The sequence below is a fragment of the Nocardia sp. NPDC050799 genome (genome assembly GCF_040654015.1).
Classification (GTDB): Bacteria; Actinomycetota; Actinomycetes; order Mycobacteriales; family Mycobacteriaceae; genus Nocardia.
In genome coordinates this window covers 1-21,987 of the sequence record NZ_JBFAHF010000022.1, presented here as the reverse complement: position 1 = coordinate 21,987, position 21,987 = coordinate 1, and the positions used below count along the sequence as shown (strand labels likewise).

20 protein-coding genes are annotated in these 21,987 nt (G+C 69.2%); 8 read left to right on the top strand and 12 right to left on the bottom strand.

What is annotated here, in order from left to right:
- Window positions 1-28: 28 nt before the first annotated feature.
- Window positions 29-949, top strand: coding sequence for a DUF5926 family protein (locus AB0H42_RS22260; protein WP_357058585.1), 921 nt, complete (start codon window positions 29-31; stop codon window positions 947-949).
- A gap of 269 nt (window positions 950-1,218) precedes the next feature.
- Here AB0H42_RS22260 and AB0H42_RS22255 read toward each other — a convergent pair whose 3' ends face one another.
- From AB0H42_RS22255 to AB0H42_RS22235, 5 genes are all read right to left on the bottom strand, one after another.
- Window positions 1,219-1,770, bottom strand: a complete 552-nt coding sequence (locus AB0H42_RS22255) for a ferritin (protein WP_357058582.1) — start codon at window positions 1,768-1,770, stop codon at window positions 1,219-1,221.
- Window positions 1,771-1,862: 92 nt separating this feature from the next.
- Window positions 1,863-2,417: a ferritin-like domain-containing protein gene (locus AB0H42_RS22250; protein ID WP_357058580.1), complete on the bottom strand. Its 555-nt coding sequence runs from the start codon at window positions 2,415-2,417 to the stop codon at window positions 1,863-1,865.
- Between the two features lie 264 nt (window positions 2,418-2,681).
- Window positions 2,682-4,034: an LCP family protein gene (locus tag AB0H42_RS22245; RefSeq protein WP_357058750.1), complete on the bottom strand. Its 1,353-nt coding sequence runs from the start codon at window positions 4,032-4,034 to the stop codon at window positions 2,682-2,684.
- A 105-nt stretch (window positions 4,035-4,139) separates the two neighbouring features.
- Window positions 4,140-4,916, bottom strand: a complete 777-nt coding sequence (locus AB0H42_RS22240) for a CPBP family intramembrane glutamic endopeptidase (RefSeq protein WP_357058578.1) — start codon at window positions 4,914-4,916, stop codon at window positions 4,140-4,142.
- 57 nt (window positions 4,917-4,973) lie between these two features.
- Entirely contained in the window at window positions 4,974-5,738 is a 765-nt protein-coding gene (locus AB0H42_RS22235; RefSeq protein WP_357058576.1) for a DUF2470 domain-containing protein, read from the bottom strand.
- A gap of 182 nt (window positions 5,739-5,920) precedes the next feature.
- Between AB0H42_RS22235 and AB0H42_RS22230 the strand changes: the two genes are divergently transcribed.
- From AB0H42_RS22230 to AB0H42_RS22220, 3 genes are all read left to right on the top strand, one after another.
- The gene (locus tag AB0H42_RS22230) at window positions 5,921-6,334 is read left to right on the top strand and encodes a hypothetical protein (protein ID WP_357058573.1); all 414 of its coding nucleotides are present in this window, start codon (window positions 5,921-5,923) and stop codon (window positions 6,332-6,334) included.
- Between the two features lie 183 nt (window positions 6,335-6,517).
- Window positions 6,518-7,435, top strand: coding sequence for a prephenate dehydratase (pheA, locus tag AB0H42_RS22225; protein ID WP_357058571.1), 918 nt, complete (start codon window positions 6,518-6,520; stop codon window positions 7,433-7,435).
- Between the two features lie 142 nt (window positions 7,436-7,577).
- A complete protein-coding gene (locus tag AB0H42_RS22220; protein WP_357058747.1) occupies window positions 7,578-8,240 on the top strand; it encodes a histidine phosphatase family protein in 663 nt (220 codons plus the stop codon).
- 9 nt (window positions 8,241-8,249) lie between these two features.
- On the opposite strand, the gene AB0H42_RS22215 is transcribed toward AB0H42_RS22220, so the two are convergent.
- From AB0H42_RS22215 to AB0H42_RS22195, 5 genes are all read right to left on the bottom strand, one after another.
- On the bottom strand, window positions 8,250-9,080 hold the full coding sequence (locus tag AB0H42_RS22215) for an ESX secretion-associated protein EspG (protein ID WP_357058569.1): 831 nt from the start codon (window positions 9,078-9,080) through the stop codon (window positions 8,250-8,252).
- Window positions 9,077-10,243: a PPE domain-containing protein gene (locus AB0H42_RS22210; RefSeq protein WP_357058567.1), complete on the bottom strand. Its 1,167-nt coding sequence runs from the start codon at window positions 10,241-10,243 to the stop codon at window positions 9,077-9,079. Before AB0H42_RS22210 ends, AB0H42_RS22215 begins: the two co-directional genes overlap by 4 nt.
- Window positions 10,244-10,405: 162 nt before the next feature.
- Window positions 10,406-10,738, bottom strand: coding sequence for a PE family protein (locus tag AB0H42_RS22205; protein ID WP_265803069.1), 333 nt, complete (start codon window positions 10,736-10,738; stop codon window positions 10,406-10,408).
- A gap of 172 nt (window positions 10,739-10,910) precedes the next feature.
- Window positions 10,911-11,261, bottom strand: coding sequence for a metallopeptidase family protein (locus tag AB0H42_RS22200; protein WP_357058565.1), 351 nt, complete (start codon window positions 11,259-11,261; stop codon window positions 10,911-10,913).
- A 13-nt stretch (window positions 11,262-11,274) separates the two neighbouring features.
- Entirely contained in the window at window positions 11,275-12,282 is a 1,008-nt protein-coding gene (locus tag AB0H42_RS22195; RefSeq protein WP_357058563.1) for a septum formation family protein, read from the bottom strand.
- Window positions 12,283-12,678: 396 nt separating this feature from the next.
- On the opposite strand from AB0H42_RS22195, the gene serS reads away from it, so the two are divergent.
- From serS to AB0H42_RS22175, 4 genes are all read left to right on the top strand, one after another.
- On the top strand, window positions 12,679-13,941 hold the full coding sequence (serS, locus tag AB0H42_RS22190) for a serine--tRNA ligase (RefSeq protein WP_357058561.1): 1,263 nt from the start codon (window positions 12,679-12,681) through the stop codon (window positions 13,939-13,941).
- A 159-nt stretch (window positions 13,942-14,100) separates the two neighbouring features.
- Window positions 14,101-15,882, top strand: a complete 1,782-nt coding sequence (locus AB0H42_RS22185) for a bifunctional diguanylate cyclase/phosphodiesterase (RefSeq protein WP_357058559.1) — start codon at window positions 14,101-14,103, stop codon at window positions 15,880-15,882.
- A 182-nt stretch (window positions 15,883-16,064) separates the two neighbouring features.
- On the top strand, window positions 16,065-17,369 hold the full coding sequence (locus AB0H42_RS22180) for an MFS transporter (protein ID WP_357058557.1): 1,305 nt from the start codon (window positions 16,065-16,067) through the stop codon (window positions 17,367-17,369).
- A gap of 50 nt (window positions 17,370-17,419) precedes the next feature.
- Window positions 17,420-18,391 (top strand): DMT family transporter, encoded by a 972-nt coding sequence (locus tag AB0H42_RS22175; RefSeq protein WP_357058555.1) that lies wholly within the window; start codon window positions 17,420-17,422, stop codon window positions 18,389-18,391.
- Between the two features lie 55 nt (window positions 18,392-18,446).
- Here the strand turns inward: AB0H42_RS22175 and AB0H42_RS22170 are convergent, their stop codons facing one another.
- Complete coding sequence (locus tag AB0H42_RS22170) at window positions 18,447-20,726, bottom strand: heavy metal translocating P-type ATPase (RefSeq protein WP_357058553.1); 2,280 nt, start codon at window positions 20,724-20,726, stop codon at window positions 18,447-18,449.
- Window positions 20,727-20,748: 22 nt separating this feature from the next.
- Complete coding sequence (locus AB0H42_RS22165) at window positions 20,749-21,687, bottom strand: hypothetical protein (protein ID WP_357058551.1); 939 nt, start codon at window positions 21,685-21,687, stop codon at window positions 20,749-20,751.
- Window positions 21,688-21,987 lie beyond the last annotated feature (300 nt).

The window sequence follows — 21,987 nt, the reverse complement described above, 5'->3', positions numbered from 1 at the left end:
AGCGTGGTGCCGTGTAGTTTGACCAGCCGTGGGTAAGAGCAAACGCAATAGTCCGAAACCCGGCGGCAACCGGGCCCAGCGTCTGGCCGAACGCCGGGCGGCGTTGCAGGAGAACGAACAGGCCGTGGCCCGGCCGTTCCACGGCTTGGCCGCCGAATGCGATCTGGTCGCGCTGCGGGAGTTCGTGCCGTCGGCGACTGCCGAACTGAAGTTGGCCGACGGCGTCGCCGCCGAACGCGCCGTGGTGCTGGCAACTGTTCTGCCGGGCGCGGTCTCCGCGCTGGTGCGGGCCGGGGATGCGCCCACCGGTTACGTCGGTGTGCAGGTGCAGACGCCGAGTTCGGATCCGGCTGCCGATATCGCCGCCTCCATCCTGTGGACCCAGTCGGCAGATCCGGGCGATTCGCTGGCCGTGGCGCACGCCGCGCCCGGCGGGCCAACTCTGGCCGATGTGCTGGTGGCCGACGCCGCGCTCGAATTGACCGTGCACCAGGACTTCGACTGGTGGGTGCCCGAGGGCGTGCAGCCCGATCCGCAGATCGCCGCGACCATCGAACAGGCGAAACAGGCCATCATGCCATCGGATCGGCTGGATCTCGGAGCGGACGCGATCGGAGCCCCCTGGTGGGTCGATGCCGGGGACAAAGCCCACCTGCGCTGGGTACGACCGGAATCCGAAGACGACCTGATGCTGGCACTGGCCCGGTTGCACGCCGCGGGCGGATTGCATCTCGGGGAGGGCTCGCGGTTCGCGGGGTCTTTCCGCACTCATGGTCTGCTGGTGCCGGTCTTCGATCTCGACCCGGACCGGCATGTGAGCGAATGGCGCTCCCCGGCAATGGAGTTCGGGGCCCGGCTGACCGACACGCTGGCGGTGGACACCCCCCTGACCTCGGAGCAACGGCGCTCTCGGGACGGTCTCCGGTCACGGCAGATCACCCTCCGCTGAATAAACCGGAATATTTTTAGAAAAACTCTTCTCTCCGGCGGCGATCTCGGCTAGGTTTCAGAGGTCGCCGTTTCTGGAACCCCCCGGCGACACAACGTCAGCCGACACAACGACCCGGCGCCGGCTGACGTAACGGAGCATCGGCCGCCCGACCTCGGCGCAGTGGGCCGGGACGGCCGATGCTCCCATCATCATCCGGGGCCGACATCAGCCCGCCAGAGTTCCGTACTCACGGAACTCATCGGCGGGTGGACGCGGGCCGTTACCGATCAGACATGGCCTCCGGCGGCCGACGGCGCACCCGAAACCTTCGACGGGTCATCGCTCATCTCACGCGCGATGAACTCCTCGAGATCGAACAGGTTCGAACCCGCCCGGTCGGCGACGGTGAGCAGGGTGGTCATCTTCGCCACTTCCTCCACCTGCTCCTTGAGGAACCACTGCATGAACTGCTCGCCCAGATAGTCGCCCTCCTCGCGGGCCGTACTGGCCAGCTGGACGATCTGATCCGTGACTGTCTTCTCCTGATCGAGCGCCATGGCGATCGGCTCCCGGGCGTTCTCGAAATGCGATTTCGCCGCATCGATGCCCGTGAGGTCGACACTGATGTCCCGATCCAAGAAGTACTGGACGATCATCATCGCGTGATTGCGTTCCTCCACGGCGTGCGCGTAGAAAAGCTTGGCGAGCTGCGGAAGGTCGGCATTGTCGTACCACACCGCGATGGCGATGTACTGGTGCTCGGCATTGAACTCGTGCCGAATTTGGTCGTGCAGGAGGCCGTGGAATTTGTTGCGGGGACTCTCCGGATGATTGGACATGCCTTGACATTAACGCCGAAAAGTAAGGCTGTCATCCAAGTGCAGCCTTATTGAGGATAGTGTTGCCTTATGGAATTGAGGATAGTGTTGCCTTATCGATTACGGCTCGCTCCAGCAATTTCCGGCACGGATTGATCCACCACAGGAATCGTCGCACGCAGCTCCCGGGCCACGAACTCCTCCACGTCGAAAAGGTTTCCGGCCGCGCGATCGGTCACAGCCAACAGTGTAGACATACCGGCCACGTCCTGTTGTTGGCATTCGAGCAACCAGCCCATGAATTGCTCCCCCAGATGGTCGGACCATTCCCGGGCCAATTGCGCCAACTCGGTCACCTGATCGGTCGTCGTCTCCTCCCTGGCCAGCAGGAAGGCTATTGCCGCGCGCGGCGATTCGAAAGTCTGCCGCACTTCCGCCAAACCCCCGATCGTGATCTCCAGATCCCGGTCGATCAGATACTGCACAATTCGTAGCGCATGTCCGCGATGCTGCTCGGAACGCGCATAACAATGACCGGCCAATTGTGGTAGCCGTTGGATATCGAAGTACACCGCGCCGGCCAGATACTGCTGGGAAGCGGTGAGTCCGTGTCGAACCTGCGCGCGCAACTGGGCAATGAACGGCTGAGCCAGATCGCTGTCGTGCATGTGATCGACGTTACTGTGTTTTTGGCGCGCCTGCGGCGCGCGGGGTTGAGACCCCCTTGGTCTCGCCGTTTCGGCCTCGCGACTCGAGCTTCGCTCATGCGACGTGCGGTCGGCCTTCCGCGGAAGGCCGACCGTTGAGCACCTTCGGCCAAGGGCGAGACGGGCCTCAACCCTTGGAGGTGTCTCGTAGAACTCGACTGCTCGGCTCACATCAGCATTCGACCCAGGTGGGCATGTGGGCGTGCCCGCACGGGTGCGGGGCTCCTACTCGCCGCCTGCGAGGTCTGCGGGGATCGGGTCGCCGTCGGCCAGGGCTTGAAAGAAGCGGCTGGCGTCGGGGTCGGCCCAGAGGAGGACGTTTCCGCTGTCGGTGTCGGTGAAGCCGCCGACCGGGACCGTGGTGGCGAGGGTGTCGCCGCGCAGTGCCCAGGCGAGACGGGCAAGATCCCAGATGTGGTCGTCCTTGTCCACGGTCAGTGAACCGGCGGTGTCGCCGGCCATCGGCCACAGGGCGAAGGGGTTGGCCAGGGTGGCGGGGCTGGTCGCCTTCTCCAGCAGGGCTGACAGGAAGAGACGCTGGTTGTTCATCCGGTCGATATCGGCGAGGGCGGTGGCGCGGCTGCGGACGAAACCGAGGGCTTGCGGGCCGTTCAGTTCCTGGCAGCCGGCCGGGAGGTCGATACCGGCCAAGGGGTCGTCGATGGCCTGCGGCACGCAGATGTCGATACCGCCCAGCGCGTCCACGATGCCGGCGAAACCGGCGAAACCGATCTCCGCGTAGTGGTCGATGTGCAGACCGGTCGCGATCTCCACTGTTTCGGCCAGCAGCGGTGCGCCGCCGAAGGCGAACGAGGCGTTCAACTTGTCCTGGCCGTAACCCGGGATATCGACGTAGGAGTCGCGGGGCAGGCTCACCAGCGTGGTGCGGCCCGATGGCGGGACGTGCACCAGGATGATCGTGTCGGTGCGCGGATCGCCGACTTCGCCGCCGGTGGCCAGACCGCTGGTCTGCTCCTCGGACAGTCCGGCCCGGCTGTCCGAGCCGACCAGCAGCCAGTTGGTGCCGGCGGTGTTGCCGACCCGGTCCTCGTAGTCGGTGAGCGCGTCGATGCGGGTGAGCGAACCGTCGAGCTTCACGACCCCGTAGACGAGCAGGGCCAGCAGAGCCAGCAGGATGGCCAGGAACCAGCGGCCGATATGGCGTTTACGGCGCGGACGCCGGGGCGGGGGCGCTGCCGGCCGGCGGCCCGGTGGGTTCCCCGTCGGTGGCGGCCGACGGCGGCCGTCGCGGTACGGGACCGGGCGCTGGGTGGGGGCGTGGTCGCCTTCGCGGTACGGCACCGGACGTTGCGTCGGGGGTTTGCCGCCGCGGCCCGGCGCGGGTGGCCGGGCGGGGGGAGCGTTACGACCCTGCGGAGTCTGTGACCAGGCCCGTGGGGGTTCGTAACGTTCGGTGGGACGGCCTGGCTGGCCCGGGCCGGGATTACGGCGCATGACCTGCGGCGGTTCGAGCGGGGGACGGCCACCCTGCGGCGGTGGGGGCCGGCGCGCGCCGGCTCGTCCGGGTCCCCCGCTGTGCGGCGGCACCCGGCGCATACGTGGGTCGTCGCCGTTCATCATCATCAAACTGTACTTATCGATCGGGGCCTGTTCTGTTAGCGCCGGTGGCGTCCGTTCGACCCGCAGGTGAGCGCCCTGCGCCGGTATAGGCGGCTTACCCCGCTAGGGCAGCCAGGACACCCGGCCGTGTAGCAACCCGTAGCCGACATAGGCCACGATGTCGATGAGGGCGTGCGCGATGATCAGCGGCCACAACCGGCCGGTGCGCTGCCAGAATCGGCCGAAGATCACCCCCATCACCACATTGCCGAGCCCGCCGCCCAGCCCCTGGTACAGGTGGTAGCTCCCGCGCAGCAGCGCGGACGCGGCCAGCGCCGAATTGTCCGACCAGCCCAGTGCGCGCAGCCGGGTCAGCAGAAAGGCCACCACCACGATCTCCTCGGCCGCCGAATTCGCGCAGGCCGAGAGCACGAGGGCGGGAATGCGCCACCAGTGGTCGCTCAACGCGTCGGGCACGATCGTCACATTCACGCCGAGCGACTGCGCGACCAGATACAACCCCAGACCCGGCAGCCCGATTGCGGCGGCGAGCGCCAGACCGTACCACCCGTCCGGCCGGAATCGGGCGCGCGCAAGTCCGATCGCCCGCGGACCGATACCGCTACGCCACAGCAGGTAGAGCGCCAGTCCCGCCCATGCCGCCAAACGCAGCACCCCGAGCAGCTGGAAGAGCAGATCGATGATGGGCTGGGTGGCCCGCGACGAGTTCAGCGCGATCGTCTGCTCGCCGACCCCGCCCGGCGCTACCGCGCTCTCCAGCAGAGACAGCGCCGCGTTCATGCCGCTGAGCCCGAAAGTCACACCGAGGACGACCAGGATCTCGAGCCGGACCCCCCGCTGCTCCCGGGTCCGGTCATCGACCGGGCTGCTCTCACGCATACCCAGAATCTACGTCCCGAGGGGCCGCTCACCTCGCCGCAGGCGGCGCCGATCGGCTCAGCCGCGGCGCAGGCCGTTGAGGAAGGGGCAGCCGGCCAGGGTGCGGACGGCCCGTCCCAGGGCTTCGATGTCTTCGGCCGGGGTCGGGAAGGGGAGGCGGAAATCGTGGTCGCCGTCGATACCTTCGATGCGCAGGGTGAGGCCGTAGCGGTCGATGGCCAGGGGATGGATGCGGCCGTGGCGGAGTTTCGCCGGTAGGTGCCGGGCCAGCTGGGCGACCACGTCGGCGTGGTCGGCGTCGAGGTGTTGGAGCCAGGCCGATTCCATTCCGCTGAAGGGGTCAGGGGTGGCCAGCCGCAATTCGTCCACGCAGACGGATTCGGCTCCGGCGGAGTCCGCCACCACGGCCGAGTTCAGTACCAGGCGCAGCAGGGTGGCGGTGTGGCCGATATCGAGCAGGCCGGGGTGCGGGTGATCCTCGGCGACGGCGCTGACCAGGGTCCGCTGGGCGCGGGCCGGTACCCCGCGGATCCAGCCGCGTAACCAGACCAGGGCCCGGACCGGTTCGCGCAGGGGAAGTGGTGCGTGATCGGTGAGTTCGAGGACGGCGGGTGCGCCGGTGGTGGCGGTGTTCGCCGCGTACACGGCCGCGCTGTCGGTGGGTACCGCGATCACCACATCGCCGCACTGACGCAGGAAATGCACCGAGACCGGGGTCGGGTCCGTGCCGGGGAGGGCGAGCACTGCCTGTTCGGCATGCACGCAGGCGCTGCGGACACGTTCGGCGGTGGACGGGGCGGGTGCGGCGGCGGTCGGCGCCATCGGTACCTCCATTGCGGGCGTGCCCGACTTATCAAACTTAGATTTAGGTAAACCTAAGCTAAGTTAAAGTCGAGTGTGACGCAAGGGCGTCGATGGTGCAGGCACCGGCGGATGCGATCCGCCGTCCCTGTTCGGGGGTATGCGCGGCGCGGTCGCGGACGTCCCGGGCATACGATCTCGGTGTGGTAGCTGGTGAATCGCAGCCGGTACTCGTCGAACTGACCGTCCCGAAGCGCACGACCGAACGCGGACTCGTCGACGGTCTGGTGGTCCCGACCGGAACGTTCGCGGGGGCGCGCATGGTCGAGCCGGCCCTCTCCGACGAAGGGGTCGCCGACCTGCTGGCCGAGGTCGCGCACAGCCCGGACGGCTTCGCGGCCCGCGGCGATACCGCCACCCGCGCGCTCGCCATCGTCGCCGCCACCGCCGCCGCGCTGTGCGGCGACGATATCCGCACCGCCCTGCGCAGCCCGGATACCGCCTTCCTGTCCGGCCTCCCCGGTGGCGCGGTCGACGCGGTACGCGAGGTGCTGCTCGGGATCGAGAGCGACGAGCCCGCCGAACTGGAGCAGGCGCTGCGGGCCGCGCTGAGCTGACCGGAGTGGTCCTGGAGGCGATGGTCCGGTATCTCGGGCACGCGCTCGAACCCGGCTCCGAGGGGTCGTCGGTAGTGAGCCGGTCCGGCGACCGCGTCACCGGACCGGGCCCGTCAGCGGTCGCGCAATCATCGGGATCCCGGGGTCGGCGGGCCCGGCGCACGCACCAGTAGTCTCGTAGACGTGCCGCGTATCGCGTATTTCGGTCCGTCCGGGACTTTCACTGAGATGGCCCTCGCCGAATTCGAGAGCTCGGGGTCCTTCGACGGGCCGGTCGAGCGGATTGCCGCGCCCAGCCAGTCCGCCGCCCTGGACCTGGTCCGGGCAGGCGAGGTGACCGCGGCGGTGGTGCCGATCGAGAGTTCGGTCGAAGGCTCCATCTCGGCGACTCTCGATTCGCTGGCGATCGGGCTCCGGCTGCAGATCATCGCCGAGGTCGAACTGGAGGTGACCTTCACCATCGTCGCGCGTCCGGGTACCGAGATCGGCGCGGTGCGTACGCTGGCGGCGTACCCGGTCGCGCTCGCTCAGGTCAGGCAGTGGGTCCAGCGCACCTGGGGGGAGGTGGCGCTGCACACCTCGAGCTCGAATGCCGCCGCCGCCGAAGATGTGCGGGCCGGGCTGGCCGACGCCGGGGTTTCCACCATGCTCGCCGGGGAGCGGCTCGGACTGATCGCGCTGGCAGCGGGCGTCGCCGACCACGAGCAGGCCGTCACCCGGTTCGTCCTGGTCACCGCTCCGCGGGTGGCGCCGGCCCCCACCGGTGCCGACCGGACCTCCATCGTGCTCGAGGAACTGCCGAATATGCCCGGCTCGCTGATGCGCGCTTTCGCCGAATTCGCGACCCGCGGGGTCGATCTCACCCGGATCGAATCCCGGCCCACCCGTACCGGTATGGGCACCTACCGCTTCTACCTGGACTGTGTCGGCCATATCGAAGACGCCGCGGTGGCCGAGGCGCTCAAGGCGCTGCACCGCACCGCGCATATCCGGTTCCTCGGATCCTGGCCGGCCACCTCGGCGACGGGCACGCCGCCGCCGTCGGACGAGGACGCCGCGATCTGGTTGACACAGCTACGCAAGGGGGTGGCCGACCTGTGATTCGGTACTGCGATACCTCCGCCTTCGCTACGGCCTCCGCGGACCGCATGCAACGGTTTCGAGGAGGCGCTGTGGCGCGGTACCTCGGCGTTCGCTGCGGTCTCCGCGGAACGCATGTAACAGCCTCGAAGGAGGAAGCATTCTGAGCGCGAAACTGATCTTGGTGCGACACGGGGAGACCGAAGGCAATGTCGCCAAGATCCTGGACACCAAACTTCCCGGCCTCCCGCTGACCGAGCGCGGTGTGGCGCAGGCCAAGGCATTCGGTTCGGCACTGACCGTCCCGCCGCGTGCGCTGTTCCACTCCCGGGCCCTGCGCGCCCGCCAGACGGCCGGCTATATCGAGGCCGCTACCGGTGTGACCGCGACAGAGCGTGACGGCGTACACGAGGTGCAGCTGGGTGCTCTGGACGGGCTGAACACCAAGGATGCCCACGACCGGTTCCAGGCTGTGTACCGGTTGTGGCACGAGGGCCGGCTGGACGAGCGCATCGACGGCGGCGAAACCGCGCAGGAGGTGCTGGACCGCTTCGTTCCGGCGGTGACCGAGCTGCGGACCGAGTTCCTCGATGGTAGCGACAGCGGCGACGTTCTGGTCGTCACCCACGGCGCCGCCATGCGATTGGTCGGCAGGTTCCTCGCCGGGGTGGCGCCACCGTTCACCACCAACAACCACCTGGACAACACCGAGACGATCGAACTCGTCCCGCGCCCGGACGGCGGCTGGGAGTGCGTCCGCTGGGGTCGGTTCACTCCGCCGTTCGGGGTGAAGGCAGAGGCCGGCGCCGACGACCCGATGGGCTGAGGCGCCGGCTCAGGCGAGGTTCGGGCTCCGCGGGAACTCGGCGCGTTCGGGCAGCGAGTTGATCAGATCCTGCAGTGCGATCCGGAGCCGGGCATCGGTGCCACTGCTGAACGAGGTCCATTTGGTGCCGTCGTCGGCCAGGCTGGCCGTCGCGATGAATCGGCCCGCCCGGGTATCGAATACGGCGATATGGTTTTCCGCGATATCGCGACTCGCGTCGCCGTACACCACACCGACGATCTCCGCGTGCGAGTCGCAGTGCGCCATTGCCGAGGCGATCACTTGCGCGTCCCGCGGGGGATTACCGACCTCCGACAGCCGGGCGGCGGTGGCCGTCGGATCTCCCGCGTCGTCGAAGATGGGCACGAGTTGTTCCGTGGGCGCGTTCATCCCGGTGAGTTCCAGGGCCGCGGCCGGGCCGAGCGCCATGATGACAGGGCCGGGCAGATCCTCGGTCGCCTCGTCGATCACATAGGTCTGCGGGCCGCGCAGGGCGACGGTCACCAGGTCGTCACCCTTCGCCAGGCACATCCGGCTCACCTGCCCTGCGACGATCAGGCGCAGCGCGACCACCCAGTGCGGCCGGTACAGGCCGCGGAGGCGTTCCGCGAGTTCCGGATGAATTCGTTCACCGTCCAACAGGTCCCGGTCGGTAAGCGACCGGGCCGCGGCGTCCATCGCGGCGTCGTGGTCGACCTGGTTGTCGTAGCGGCCCCGTGCGTCGAGCACGACGGGTACCTCGTCGATCTCCAGTGCCTCCAGGAGGTACTGCATTTCGTCGAGGGACAGCGTGACCGCCGCCAGTGTCGACGGTCCGCGCCCTGCTCCGAGCACTGTCACTTGTCCGCTCGTGGCGGTTCGGCGCCGATCACGCCGTCCGCGATGTAGCGACCGTCGGTGAAGTGATCACCGCGCAGGTACTCGGCGCCGTCGTGTTCCTGCTCGTCCTCGCCGGCGGTGCCGCGCGAATTGCCGAGCAGCGGACTGGTGGACGAGCCGGTACCGGCCGGGCGCACCGGTGCGGCTTCCCCGCGCGCGACCGCGACGGTCTCCGTGGCCGGGGCCGTGGCATTCGCCGCCGGGGCGCCCCACCCCTCGGGCACCTTCAGGCCACCGTTGTTCAGGCCGAGTGCCGAACCACCGGGCATACCGCCGGCCCGGGTGGCCGCCGCGGTGGTGGCCGCTACGCCTCCGGTGACCATCGCGGGTGCCAGCGGCGCCACGACAGCCGGAGCCGGGGCGGAGGTGGTGGCCGCGACGAACGCGTTGGCCCCGAGATTGCCGACCGTGGTGACTCCGGTGCTCGCCACCGAACCGGCGACATGCGCCGCCTGCGTTGCCGCGCTGGCCAATCCGGGATTCTGTGCCAGCGCGGTGCCGGCGGCGGCCAGCATTTTCACCGGGTCGCCGTTGGCCTCCTTCATGGCCTCTTCGGCGGAAGAGGAATCGACCTGACCGGCGCCGTTGGCGATCGGCGGCGGAGTGAAGAACTCGCCGGGGGTGAGCACGGTGGCGGTGATGGCCGCCTCGTAGGTCTCCATGGTGAGCGCGGCCCGCAGATCCAGAGCGGCCTTGGCGGCCTCGGCCACCTCGGAGGTGCCGTTCAGGACGCCGCCGGTGGAATGCGCCGCTACGCGAGCGGCATTGACCGCGGCGATCTCGGGCAGGCTCGGCATGGCGATCGAGGCGACGGTGTAGGCGGTGGCCTGCGACGCGGCTTTGGTGCCGAGGGTCGCGGCCATCGCGCCCTGCTGCTCGGCCCATCCGGTGAAGCCGACGAGCCGGGCCAGGGCACCGATACCGTTGACGCTCTGCATACCCACGCCGAGCTCGGCCATGACCCGGACGACGGTGGCGGTGGCATCGACCCACGCACCGGTGAGCCCACCCCATGCGCCGGCGGCCGCGCTCATCGGAATGGCGTGCGAGCCCGCGTTCAGCGCGATCGAATTCCCCTCGGCGAGTCTGGGCAGCCAGAACACCCCGGTGATACCTGCGGTCATGCTTGTTTCTCCCCTTGTGAACTATCGATGGTGAATCGGCGGTCTCGCCGCATATGCGTGGTCACCGTGCTCTGCTCCTCGGTCCCGGCCTTCGTGTGGGCCGCCGTCCCGCCGCATCCGCTCCGCCGGATGGCCGCGGACGGGCTCCGCCCGGCAGCACCACTAGACCGCGATCGACCCGAACGGCGCCCCGGTCAGCGCCAGCACACCCGCCGAGGCCGCGTCCTGGACCAGGTACTGGGCCAGCTGGGTGCGCAGGATCGCGGCCGTATGGTGCAGTTCGAGGACGGCCTGGGCGAGCGAGGTCTGATGGGTGGCGGCGGCCTTGTTCATATGCATCGCACCGTGGACCGAGGCCTCGTCCGCGCCGGACGGCACGACATAGGTGGCCGGTACGGTGGCCGCGGCGACCCCGGCCAGCCTGTCGGCGAGCAGATCCAGCTCGACCGCGGCGGCGAGGATGAGCTCCGGTGTGACGTCGACGTTGCCAATCATGTCCTCGACTCCTTCTGGTGGCGGCTCTTGGGCGGAACCACGAGAATTCCCCCTACGAGTAGATCGGACGCGATACCCCCGCTGGCGGTTCCATCGATTCCGAAACTTTCTTCGTCGGCCCAGCCCCCGCCCGTGCATCCCCTGCCGGCTCGTTGCGTGGACCGGACTGAGCTTAACCCCATCCCAGCTGATGGAGACGGTCTTCGTCAATCCCGAAATAGTGTGCGATTTCGTGGATCACGGTGATCCGTACTTCCTCGACCACCTCGGACTCGTCCACGCACACGTCCAGCAGGGCGTCCCGGTAGATGGTGACGGTATCGGGGAGCGAGCCGCCGTAGTGGCTGTCGCGCTCGGTCAGCGCGATCCCGTGGTAGAGACCCAGCAGATGTGGGTCGTCGGGATTGCGCGGTTCGATCAGGATCACCACATTGTCGATGGCGCGGGTCAGCTCGGTCGGGATCTGGTCCAGCGCATCGCCGACCAGTTCCTCGAATCGCGCCTCTGACATGCGAACCGGCATCGTCGTACTCCGGCTACCGGGGCGCGGGACGCGGTTCCGGCTGCGGGGGCAGCGGTGCGGCGCCGGGCAGCGGCTTGGGCGTCGAACGCCCGGAGTTGGGCGGCGGCACGGGTTCCTGGCCGTTGATGAGCAAGCGGCCCCGCGCCGGACCCACGATCGGCGCGAAACCCTCCTGGTCGGCGCCCTTTCCGATCATGCAGTCGAGTTTTCGGCTACCCGCCAGCCAGCTGCGCACATCGATGAAGTCGAAGAACACCGTGAGCGTCTTGTCCCGCAGCACATGGGGGCCGCCGAGATAGTCGTTGGTGAGCCGGCCGCATTCCTCTTCCAGGTACCGATCCTGGTCCGCCTTGGCCGGTGGGCCGCCCGGGAAGCGCTGGGACAGATCCACGGTGGCCGCGATCTCGACCGCGTGTTCCTGACCGCAGTCGATCGGATCGGTCGGAAGATTCTGGCTGATACCGAGGCAGACGCCGGGTTCGTAGATCTTCGACTGGTCGCCGTCGGACACCCGGCCCGTGGTGGCGATCGGGTTGCCGCTGAGACCCGGGACCTGCAGCCCGCAGCGCAGGATCCGGTCGCCGGAGTTGATCCAGCCGTCGTTGCTCGGATACATCAACCCGACGGCGTAGCGGCCGCGCGGATCGAGCCGGCCGTTCAGATACCGCTGCGCGGCGGGCACACAGTGTTCCTCGCGAAGTTCGGTGAGCCGCAGGGAATCCGGCCACGGCGCTTCGGGCCCGAATTCGGATCCGGGGTAGACGCCCAGGTCGATGGTGTCGGTGACCTCGAAGAGATGGTCGTCGGCGCAATCGAGTTCGACCAGATCGGAATGGTCGGGTTTGGTCCAGGTGAGACAGTCGCCGGTGCCGACGGAGGCGAACACCTTGTCGGCCTTGGCCACCGAGCCGCTCGGGCTGCGGGCCTGCAGATTGGAATCGTTGTCGAATCCGCTGATCAGCATGGTGCCCAGGGCCGCGATCACCGCGCCCACGGCGACCGCGAGCAGGCCCCAGCGCAACCTGGGCGCCGGTATCCGCCGCGGTTTCCCGCCGGTCCGGCGAGAACCGCCCGGTGCACCGGTGCGGGGCCGGTTCCGGCGCTGCCCGGCCGCCCCGCTCCGGCCCGGGGACTCCGGCGCTGCCGGTCCGTCGGACCGCGGACGCGCGGTATCGGTCCTGCGACCGCGGCCCGGACGGGCGGCACGCGAGCGCAACGATTGGGCGCCGCGAGGGCCGCGCCGGCTGGTGGGCTCAGTTTCGGAGGACATCGCGGTCCATCATGGCAGCGCCGCACCCGAACGTGCCACGAACCCGGCCGATCGGGATCGCGCGCGTGTTGTCCGAAGCGGGTCCGCGGCGGGCCGGGACGATACTCGGTTGAGGCGAGAATTCCGCGACCATTACGCTGGTCAGCCATGATCGACCTCCGCCTCCTGCGCGATGATCCCGAGCTGGTCCGCGCCTCGCAGCGAGCCCGGGGCGAGAACCCGGCCCTCGTCGACGCGCTGCTCACCGCCGATCACGCGCGCCGGTCCGCGATCGCGACTGCCGATAGATTGCGTGCCGAGCACAAGGCCATGGGTAAGCAGGTCGGCAAGGCGAGCAAGGAGGAGCGCCCCGCGTTGCTCGCACAGGCGCAGGATATGTCGGTGCGGGTCAAGGAGGCCGAGGCCGCCCAGCACACCGCCGAGGCCGAACTGCAGGAGGCGCACCGGGCGATATCGAATATCGTCCAGGACGGCGCGCCGGCGGGCGGTGAGGACGATTACGTCCTGCTCGAGACGGTCGGCGAAGTACCCGAATTCGATTTCACACCGCGTGATCACCTGGACCTGGGTGAGGCGCTGGGGCTGATCGATATGGAGCGCGGCGCGAAGGTGTCGGGGTCGCGGTTCTATTTCCTCACCGGCTACGGCGCGCTCCTGCAACTGGGTCTGCTGCAACTGGCGGCCCAGCGGGCGGTGGCCAACGGTTTCACCATGATGATCCCGCCGGTACTGGTCCGGCCCGAGATCATGGCCGGCACCGGTTTCCTGGGGCAGCACTCGGCCGAGGTGTACCACCTGGAAGAAGATGATCTGTACCTGGTCGGTACTTCCGAGGTGCCGCTGGCCGGCTACCACGCCGGCGAGATCCTGGATCTCGCCGGCGGGCCGAAGCGCTACGCGGGCTGGTCGTCGTGTTTCCGGCGGGAGGCCGGTAGCTACGGCAAGGACACCCGCGGCATCATCCGGGTGCACCAGTTCGACAAGGTCGAGATGTTCGTCTATTGCCGTCCCGAGGACGCCGACGCCGAACACCGGCGGTTGCTGTCCTGGGAACGGGATATGCTCGCCGCCCTGGACGTGCCCTACCGGATCATCGATGTCGCCGCCGGCGACCTGGGCAGTTCGGCCGCGCGGAAGTTCGACTGCGAGGCCTGGGTGCCCAGTCAGGGCACCTACCGCGAGCTGACCTCGACGTCGAACTGCACGACCTTCCAGGCACGCCGGCTATCGGTCCGTTACCGCGACGAGAACGGTAAGCCGCAGACCGCCGCGACGCTCAACGGCACGCTCGCCACCACCCGGTGGCTGGTCGCCCTGCTGGAGAACCATCAGCAGGCCGACGGTTCGGTGCGGGTTCCCGCAGCTCTGGTGCCTTTTGTCGGAACCGACCTGCTCGCTCCGCCGAACTGATGTGGTTGCGCGGCGAGAAATCGGGGTACCTCATATCCCTGGTTGGGTCGCCGGTGAGCTGATCAGTTGTTTAGGCTGTTCATCGTGCGAGGAAGCGGGTCTCGCGGCGATACCCGAACGCGGGTACGGGCCGCGTCTGGTGTGGCAACGGCCATGGTCATGTCCAGGACCACCGGGGCCTTCTATGTCATGGGCGGGATCCTCGGCCTGCTGGTGACCGCGCTCGCGCCCACCCAGGTGCTGCACCCGGGCGACGAGGGCAACCGGATGCTGGTCGGTTCGGCCGCGGCGGTCGCCCTGTTGCTCGGGATAAGCCTGCTCGGGTGGGGTCCCCGGATGCCGCACTGGCTGCACCACGTCTACGTCGTGCTGGCGACGGTACTGGTGACCATCGCGGTGCACTCGTTCCCCAATACCGTCGCGGCGATCACGCTCGCCTCGTTCTACGTGTTCGTGGCCTGCGACGCCGCGCTGTTCTTCGCCTGGACGCAGGCCGCGGCACATATCGCGCTGTGTGTCGCGCTGTGCCTGTGGGTGCTGCCGACCCGCGCCGGCCTGCCGTGGTGGTCCGGGCTCATCCCGGCGGGTATCACCTTCGGTGTCGGGGTCGTGGTGGGCATCCTGACCCGGATGGCGTCGGAGGCCGATATCGACACCCTCACCGGGTTGCTGAACCGCCGGGGTTTCGATCGCGCGCTGAATAGGGCCCTGGAACAGGCCGATCGTTCCGGCCAGGCGCTGGCGCTGGTCCTGGTGGACCTGGACCGCTTCCAGAAGGTCAACGATCATCTGGGGCACCGCGCCGGTGACGCGGTGCTGCAGAAGGTCGCCGATACCTGGGCTGCCCTGCTCGGGCCCGATCAGCGGCTGGCCCGCTACGGCGGTGATGTGTTCGCGGCACTGCTGCCCAATACCACCGAGCAGGCCGCCATCCTGCTCACCGAGGAATTGCGCGCCGCGGTGAGCACCGGGTGTTCGGCGGGGGTTACCTCCTGGCAGCCGGGGGAATCGGCGTCGTTGCTGGTCAGCCGGGCCGATGTGGGTCTGTACCGGGCCAAGCAGGCGGGTCGCAACCGCACCGTACTCGAGTCGGGGCATCGCACGCCGCTGGCCGTGGAACTGCGCGAAGCCATCGACAACGGCAGTCTGGACGTGCACTACCAGCCGATCGTCAGCCTCAGCGACGGCGGCGAGAAGGCGGTGGGGGTGGAAGCGCTGCTGCGCTGGTCGTCCAGCGCCCAGCCCGATGTCACCACCGAGGGGCTGATCCGGGTCGCCGAGGAGTACGACCTCATCGCCGACCTGGACGAACTGGTGCTGCGCCGGGCCTGCGCCGACGCCGCGCAGCTGCAGGAGACTTTCGCCGCCCTGGAGCTGACCCTGAACGTGAACGTGAGCGGCCTGGAGCTGGCGGAGTCGGGATACGCGGACAAGGTGGCCACGATCCTGGAGACCACCGGCTGGCCCGCGGAGCAACTGGTCCTCGAGGTGACCGAGACCGAACTGGCCGCCGAATCCGATACCGCCATCGCCAACCTGCACACGCTACGCGACCGTGGGGTGCGGATCGCCATCGACGATTTCGGCACCGGGTACTCCTCGCTGAGCCGGTTGGCGACCCTGCCCAGCGACATCATCAAGGTGGACCAGTCGTTCGTGGCAGCCATCCGCTCCGATTCGCCCGCCCCGCCGCTGCTCGGCGTGATCGCGGCCCTGAGCAAATCACTGGATCTGCAGGTCATCGCCGAAGGCGTGGAGACCGAGCACCAGGCCGCCGTACTGACCGAACTGGGTTTCGCGCTGGCGCAGGGTTACCACTACAGCGATTCGCATCCGGTGGCCGAACTGCTCGGCGATATGAACAGCGGCCGCCTCGGCGGGTTGAGCACCCGCACGCTGGGCGATGCCGCGGCCGATGAGAACGGCTGGGTACCGCTGTGAACTCCGGCCGGTAGGGACCCGCGTTCACAACGTCTGCGGAGCGCATGCAAGAAAACCGCTTGACCCGCGCGCACGCCTCGCGGATGCTGATCGCTATGCGACTGGTCTTCTACCACCGTTGAGCCGGATCCACGGATTCCGGCCGTAAGCCTGGAGCACGCGCGCTCGCCCTGCGAGCGACCTTGTTCGCTGCGACCGGGGATCTGGTTCCCTACTACGCGCTGTACGCGCTTCTCTTCGCCGATCACGGCTTCGGCCCGGGGCAGATTTCGCTCCTGCTCGCTTTCTGGTCGGTAACGGCCTTTTTGTTCGAGGTCCCCTCGGGCGCGTGGGCGGATACGGTGTCCCGGCGTGGGCTGTTGATTCTGAACGGCTTGCTGATGTCGGCCGGTTTCGTCGTGTGGACGGTGGCGCCGTCCTATGTCGGCTTCGCGCTCGGGTTCGTGCTGTGGGGCGTGGCCAGCTCGCTGCGCTCGGGAACTTTCGAGGCGCTGCTCTATGACGAACTCGCCGCCCGCGGGGCGGCCCGTGCCTATGCCCGGGTTATCGGCTATACCCGCACGGGGAGTGAGTCGAGCGCGGTGCTCGCGATCCTCGCCGCGACCCCGCTGTACCTATGGGGTGGGTACGAACTGGTGGGCTGGGTCAGTGTGGGGTGCGCCCTTGTGCACACCGCGCTGGCCGCGAGCTTGCCCGCAGTGCCGAAATCCATTTCGGCCGCCGACGTGGGCGAGCTGGAGGAGGCGGGTGCCGACAGCGCGACCCCCGCGGTCATCACCCCGAGTCCCCGGCCGGTGACCACGGGTCCGGGGGCCCCGGCCACACCCGGACCGGGAACGCTGGGGCGGTATCTGCTGATGCTGCGTACCGGTGTCGCGGAGGCGGTCCGGGTTCGGCCGGTCCGGCACGGCGTGGTGCTCGGGGCACTGCTCTACGGGATCACCGCGTTCGACGAGTACTTCGGACTGGTCGCCGGGGAAGCGGGTGTGGCCACTTCGTTCGTACCCGTTCTGGTGGGTGTGACCGTGGTCGGTTCACTGCTCGGTTCGTTGCTGGCCGGCCGGACCGAAGCGCTTCCCGCGCGCATCCTGGCGTGGGCGCTGGGGGCGGCCGGGGTGCTGTTCGGTGCGGGCGCGCTGGTTGCCGGACTCGCGGTGCGCTGGCCGGGCGCGGTCTACCTGTGCACCGGACTGGGTTTCGCCTCGATCGCCGCCGCCTACGGGGTGGTGTACAACGCGGCGATCGTCGCCGAGGCGCGGCTCCAGGACGCCATCAGCGGGCCCGCCCGCGCCACGGTGATGTCGGTGTCCGGACTGCTCGAGGAGCTGCTGTCCCTCGCGGTTTTCGGGTTCGTCGCGCTGGCCACAGTGTGGCTGTCGGTCTCCTCGACGATCGCGCTGCTGGGCGTCGCCATCCTGGCGCTGGGCGTGCTGACACCGTTCTGGCTGCCGCCGCGGCCGGAATCGGAGATTCATGAGCAGACCTGAGCCGCGGCCGGCCCGGGCACTGCGCACGCCGGCGTCGGTAGGGTGCGGTCATGGTTTCGCGGCGGTGGGGTCTGGGTTCCGGGCTGTTGATCGGAGCCGGGGTCGCCGTCCAGGGGCGGATCAACGGTGAGCTGGGGGCGCGGCTGCAGGATGGGGTCGCGGCGGCGGTGGTGAGCTTCGGCAGCGGTTTCCTGGTGTTGGCGGTGGCGGTGCTGTTCAGCTCCCGGCTCCGGGCGGGGCTGCGGGCGGTCCGTCGCTCGGTCGCCGCGGGCGAATTGCGGCCCTGGCAGTTGCTGGGCGGGTTGTTCGGCGGGTTGTTCGTGGCGAGCCAGTCGCTGACTGTCGCCGCGCTCGGAGTCACGGCGTTCACGGTCGCGGCGGTATCCGGTCAGCTGCTGAGCAGTCTGCTCGTGGACCGGCTCGGGGTGGGCCCGGGCGGCCGCACCCCGGTCACCGCGGCGCGGCTCGGCGGCGCGGTGCTGGCGGTGGGCGCGGTACTGCTGGCCGGCTCCGGGGGCTCGGCGCCGGAATCGCTGCGCACCTCGTCGTGGCTCGAAGGTGTCCCGGGGCCGCTGCTCCTGCTGCTACCCGCCGCGGCCGGCATCGGGTTGGCCTGGCAGCAGGCGTGGAACGGCCGGATCGGTACGACCGGGAGCCCGTTCGCCGCCACGGTGATCAACTTCGCCGTCGGCCTGCTGGGCCTGCTGATCGTGCAAGCGCTGGTGGTGGCCCGGACCGGTGTGCCGGCCGAATTCCCCCGCGAACCGTGGCTGTATCTGGGCGGTGTGATCGGAGTGCTGTTCATCGCCGCCGGGGTGCTGGTGGTGCGATGGGTGGGGGTGCTGCTGATGGGTTTGAGCACGGTGGCGGGCCAGTTGACGGCGTCGCTCGTCCTGGACCGGTTGTTGCCCACGGGCGCGGAGCTGTCCCCGGTGAAAGTGCTCGGTTGTGTCCTGACCCTGATCGCGGTGGTCGTCGCGGCCAGAGCGCCGGTTCCGGGGGACCGCGAACCCGTGAGCTGAATACGCGCCGGGCCCCGGATGCGGGACATCCGGGGACCGGCGGGGTCGTGCCCGGTCAGTGGGTGGGGCGGAAATTCCGCAGCCGCAGACTGTTGCTGACCACGAACACCGAGGAGAACGCCATGGCGGCACCGGCCAGCATCGGATTCAGCAGGCCGGCCATGGCCAGCGGAATCATCGCGACGTTGTAACCGAAGGCCCAGAACAGGTTGCCCTTGATCGTGCCGAGGGTGCGGCGGGCGAGCCGGATGGCGTCGGGGGCGGCGGTGAGGTCGCCCCGGACCAGGGTGAGGTCGGCGGCCTCGATGGCGATATCGGTGCCGGTGCCGATGGCCAGGCCCAGATCGGCCCGGGCGAGCGCGGCGGCATCGTTCACGCCGTCACCGACCATGGCGACGCGTTTGCCCTCCCGCTGCAGGCGTTCGATCACCGCGACCTTGTCCCGCGGCAGCACCTCCGCGATCACCTCGCCGATACCGACCTGCCGGGCGATGGCATCCGCCGCGGTGGCATTGTCCCCGGTGAGCATGATCGGGGTCAGACCGAGAGCCCGCAGGCGGGAAACCGCTTCGGCGGAGGTCGGTTTCACCGTATCGGCGACCACGAGCACCCCGCGGGCCCGGCCGTCCCAACCGACCGCCACCGCGGTGCGGCCCTGGCTCTCGGCCTCCCGCAACGACTCCTGCAGCGCATCGTCGAGGTGCAGCGCGTAGTCGGCGAGCAGGCCCGGCCGGCCGACGACCACCGCATGGCCGTCCACCACGCCCTCCACACCGAGTCCGGCACTGTTACGGAAGCTCTCGACCGGGGACAGTCCGGCCGTCCGTTCCCGAGCGCCTTCGGCGATGGCGCGGGCGATCGGATGTTCGGAGGAGTCCTCCAGCGAACCGGCCAGCCGCAGCACCTCGTCGGTGTCTTCGCCCGCGGCGGCCACCACGTCGACCAGGGCCATCCGGCCGGTGGTCACAGTGCCGGTCTTGTCCAGGACGACCGTATCCACCTGGCGGGTGGATTCCAGCACTTCCGGTCCCTTGATGAGAATCCCGAGCTGGGCACCGCGCCCGGTCCCGACCATGAGCGCGGTCGGCGTGGCCAGGCCCAGCGCACAGGGGCAGGCGATGATCAGTACCGCCACCGCCGCCGTGAACGCCGCCGCCACCGAACCGCCGGTGCCGAGCCAGAATCCGAGCGTGGCGACCGCGAGCGCGATGACGATCGGTACGAAGACACCGGAGATCCGGTCGGCCAGCCGCTGGGCCTGCGCCTTCCCGGTCTGTGCGTCCTCGACCAGTTTCGCCATCTGCGCGAGCTGGGTGTCCGAGCCGACCCGGGTGGCGCGCACGGTGATCCGGCCACCCACGTTCACGGTGGCGCCGGTGACCGCGTCCTCGGGCCCGACCTCCAGCGGCACCGATTCGCCGGTCAGCATGGAGACATCGACCGCCGAGGCGCCGTCGGTGATCACGCCGTCGGTCGCGATCTTCTCGCCCGGCCGCACCACGAAACGGTCGCCGACGGACAGTTGTTCGACCGGTATCCGCTGTTCGGTCCAGTCGTCCTGCCCGGTCCGGCGCAGCACCGAGACCTCTTTGGCGCCGAGCTCGAGCAGTGCCCGCAGTGCCGCGCCCGCCCGCCGCTTGGACCGGGCCTCGAAGTACCGGCCGGCCAGGATGAAGGTGGTGACCCCGGCCGCGGCCTCCAGATAGATGCTGCCGGTGCCGTCCATCCGGGCGATCGTGAACTCGAAGGGGTGCGTCATCCCCGGCGTACCGGCGGTGCCCCAGAACAGCGCGTAGATCGACCAGCCGAACGCGGCCAGGGTGCCGAGCGAGACCAGGGTGTCCATGGTCGCGGTGGCATGCCGCAGGTTGGTCCAGGCCGCCCGGTGGAAGGGCAGGGCGCCCCACACCACGACCGGCGCGGCCAGGGTCAGCGACAGCCACTGCCAGTTGGTGAACTGCAACGCCGGGATCATCGCCATGGCGATCACCGGCACGGTCAGCACCAGCGAGATCAGTAGCCGGGTGCGCAGCCGGTCGGCGGGGCCGGCCGGTTCGGCGGTGTCCGGTTCCGCGGCGGGCGGCCGTGGCAGGCTCGCGGTGTAGCCGGCCTGTTCCACCACCGCCACCAGATCGGACGGTGCCACGGTGTCCGGGTAGTGCACCCGGGCCTTCTCGGTGGCGTAATTGACCGTCGCGGTCACACCGTCGAGCCTGTTCAATTTCTTCTCGATGCGATTGGCGCAGGATGCGCAGGTCATCCCGCCGATCACCAACTCGACCTGCGCGGTCTGGGTATCGGTCTGCGCGGTGTCCGGTGCAGTCTGTGTGCTCATCGTTGGCTCCGTTGGCCGGGGGTCAGTGCCCATGGCCGTGTCCGGTGGGTTCGGGGGCGGTCTGCGCGTCGTCCGGGGTGTGGCCGGCCGGGTCCCCGGCGGTTTCCGCGACGGGCACGGTGAACTCGGCGCGGTGCACGGCCCCGCGGTGGCGGAACTCGAAGAACAGCCGGTAGTCGCCCGTGCCGGGCGCCGTCACCGCGAAGGTTACGCCCGGTCCGGCCGGGGTGCTCCCGTCACCCGGGTGACCGGCCGGATGGACGTGGAGATAGCCGAGGTCGGCGGTCCGCAGCGCCACGAGATGACCGTACGCCCCCAGATAGGGCTGTAGGTCCGGCACGGGCTCGCCGCCGCGGGTGACGGTGAAAGTGACATCGGTGGCGCGCCCGGGAGCGACGGTGCCGTTCAGGGCGACGGTGTAGCCGTTCACGGTGACGGTGGTGTGCGGCGCCGGCAGCGGGCGCGGCGTGTACTGCCCGGCGACCCGCAGTTCGGCTCCCAGAGTGAAGGGTTGCCCCTCGGCAGTGACGAAATCGGCGAAGACCCGATGGTCGCCGGCACGGGTGAGGTCGACCGGGGTGCTCCAGGTGCCATCCGGCCCGAGCGCCGGGTGCAGATGCTGATAGCCGGCGGTATCACGGCGCACCAGGATCAGATGCAAGTCCTTCTCGTGGTTCGGGGTGTATTGCGTCACCGGCCGCCCGGTGCTGTCCTCGATCCGGAACCGCAGGATCGCCGCGCGGGTGGCGGTGGTGACCGGGTCCTCCAGGACCAGGGTGTAGCCCCCGGCGCTGCTGGTCAGCCCACCGGGGGTCGCGTCCCCGGCGGGTTCACCGGCCGCGGCGTCGTGGGTTTCCGGCTCGCTGTCCCCGGTGCCGGCGAGGGCACCCACGCCCAGCGCGACCCCGAACAACGCGACGAGTCCGAGCGCGAACCCGGTGAACTTTGTCGGCGTATTCATTCGATGCTCCGTTTCCGTGGAGGCTTCGCGGCTCTCCGCCCTCGCGCGCTCCAATGGTTACGGTACCCCCCTAGGGTATTTTGTCAACAGGGCAGGTGGGATCCACTCGGGAAGGTGACCACCCCCGAAAAACGACGCCGAAAGTGATCCACGGTGCCCGCGAGTCGGCATGCGACCCGAACGCCGAATGCCGACGCAACCCGTATGCGTCGAGTTTTACGAGACACCTCCAAGGGTTGAGGCCCGTCTCGCCGTTTCGGCCTCGAAAGCGCATGAGCCGAAGGCTCGAGTCTCGAGGCC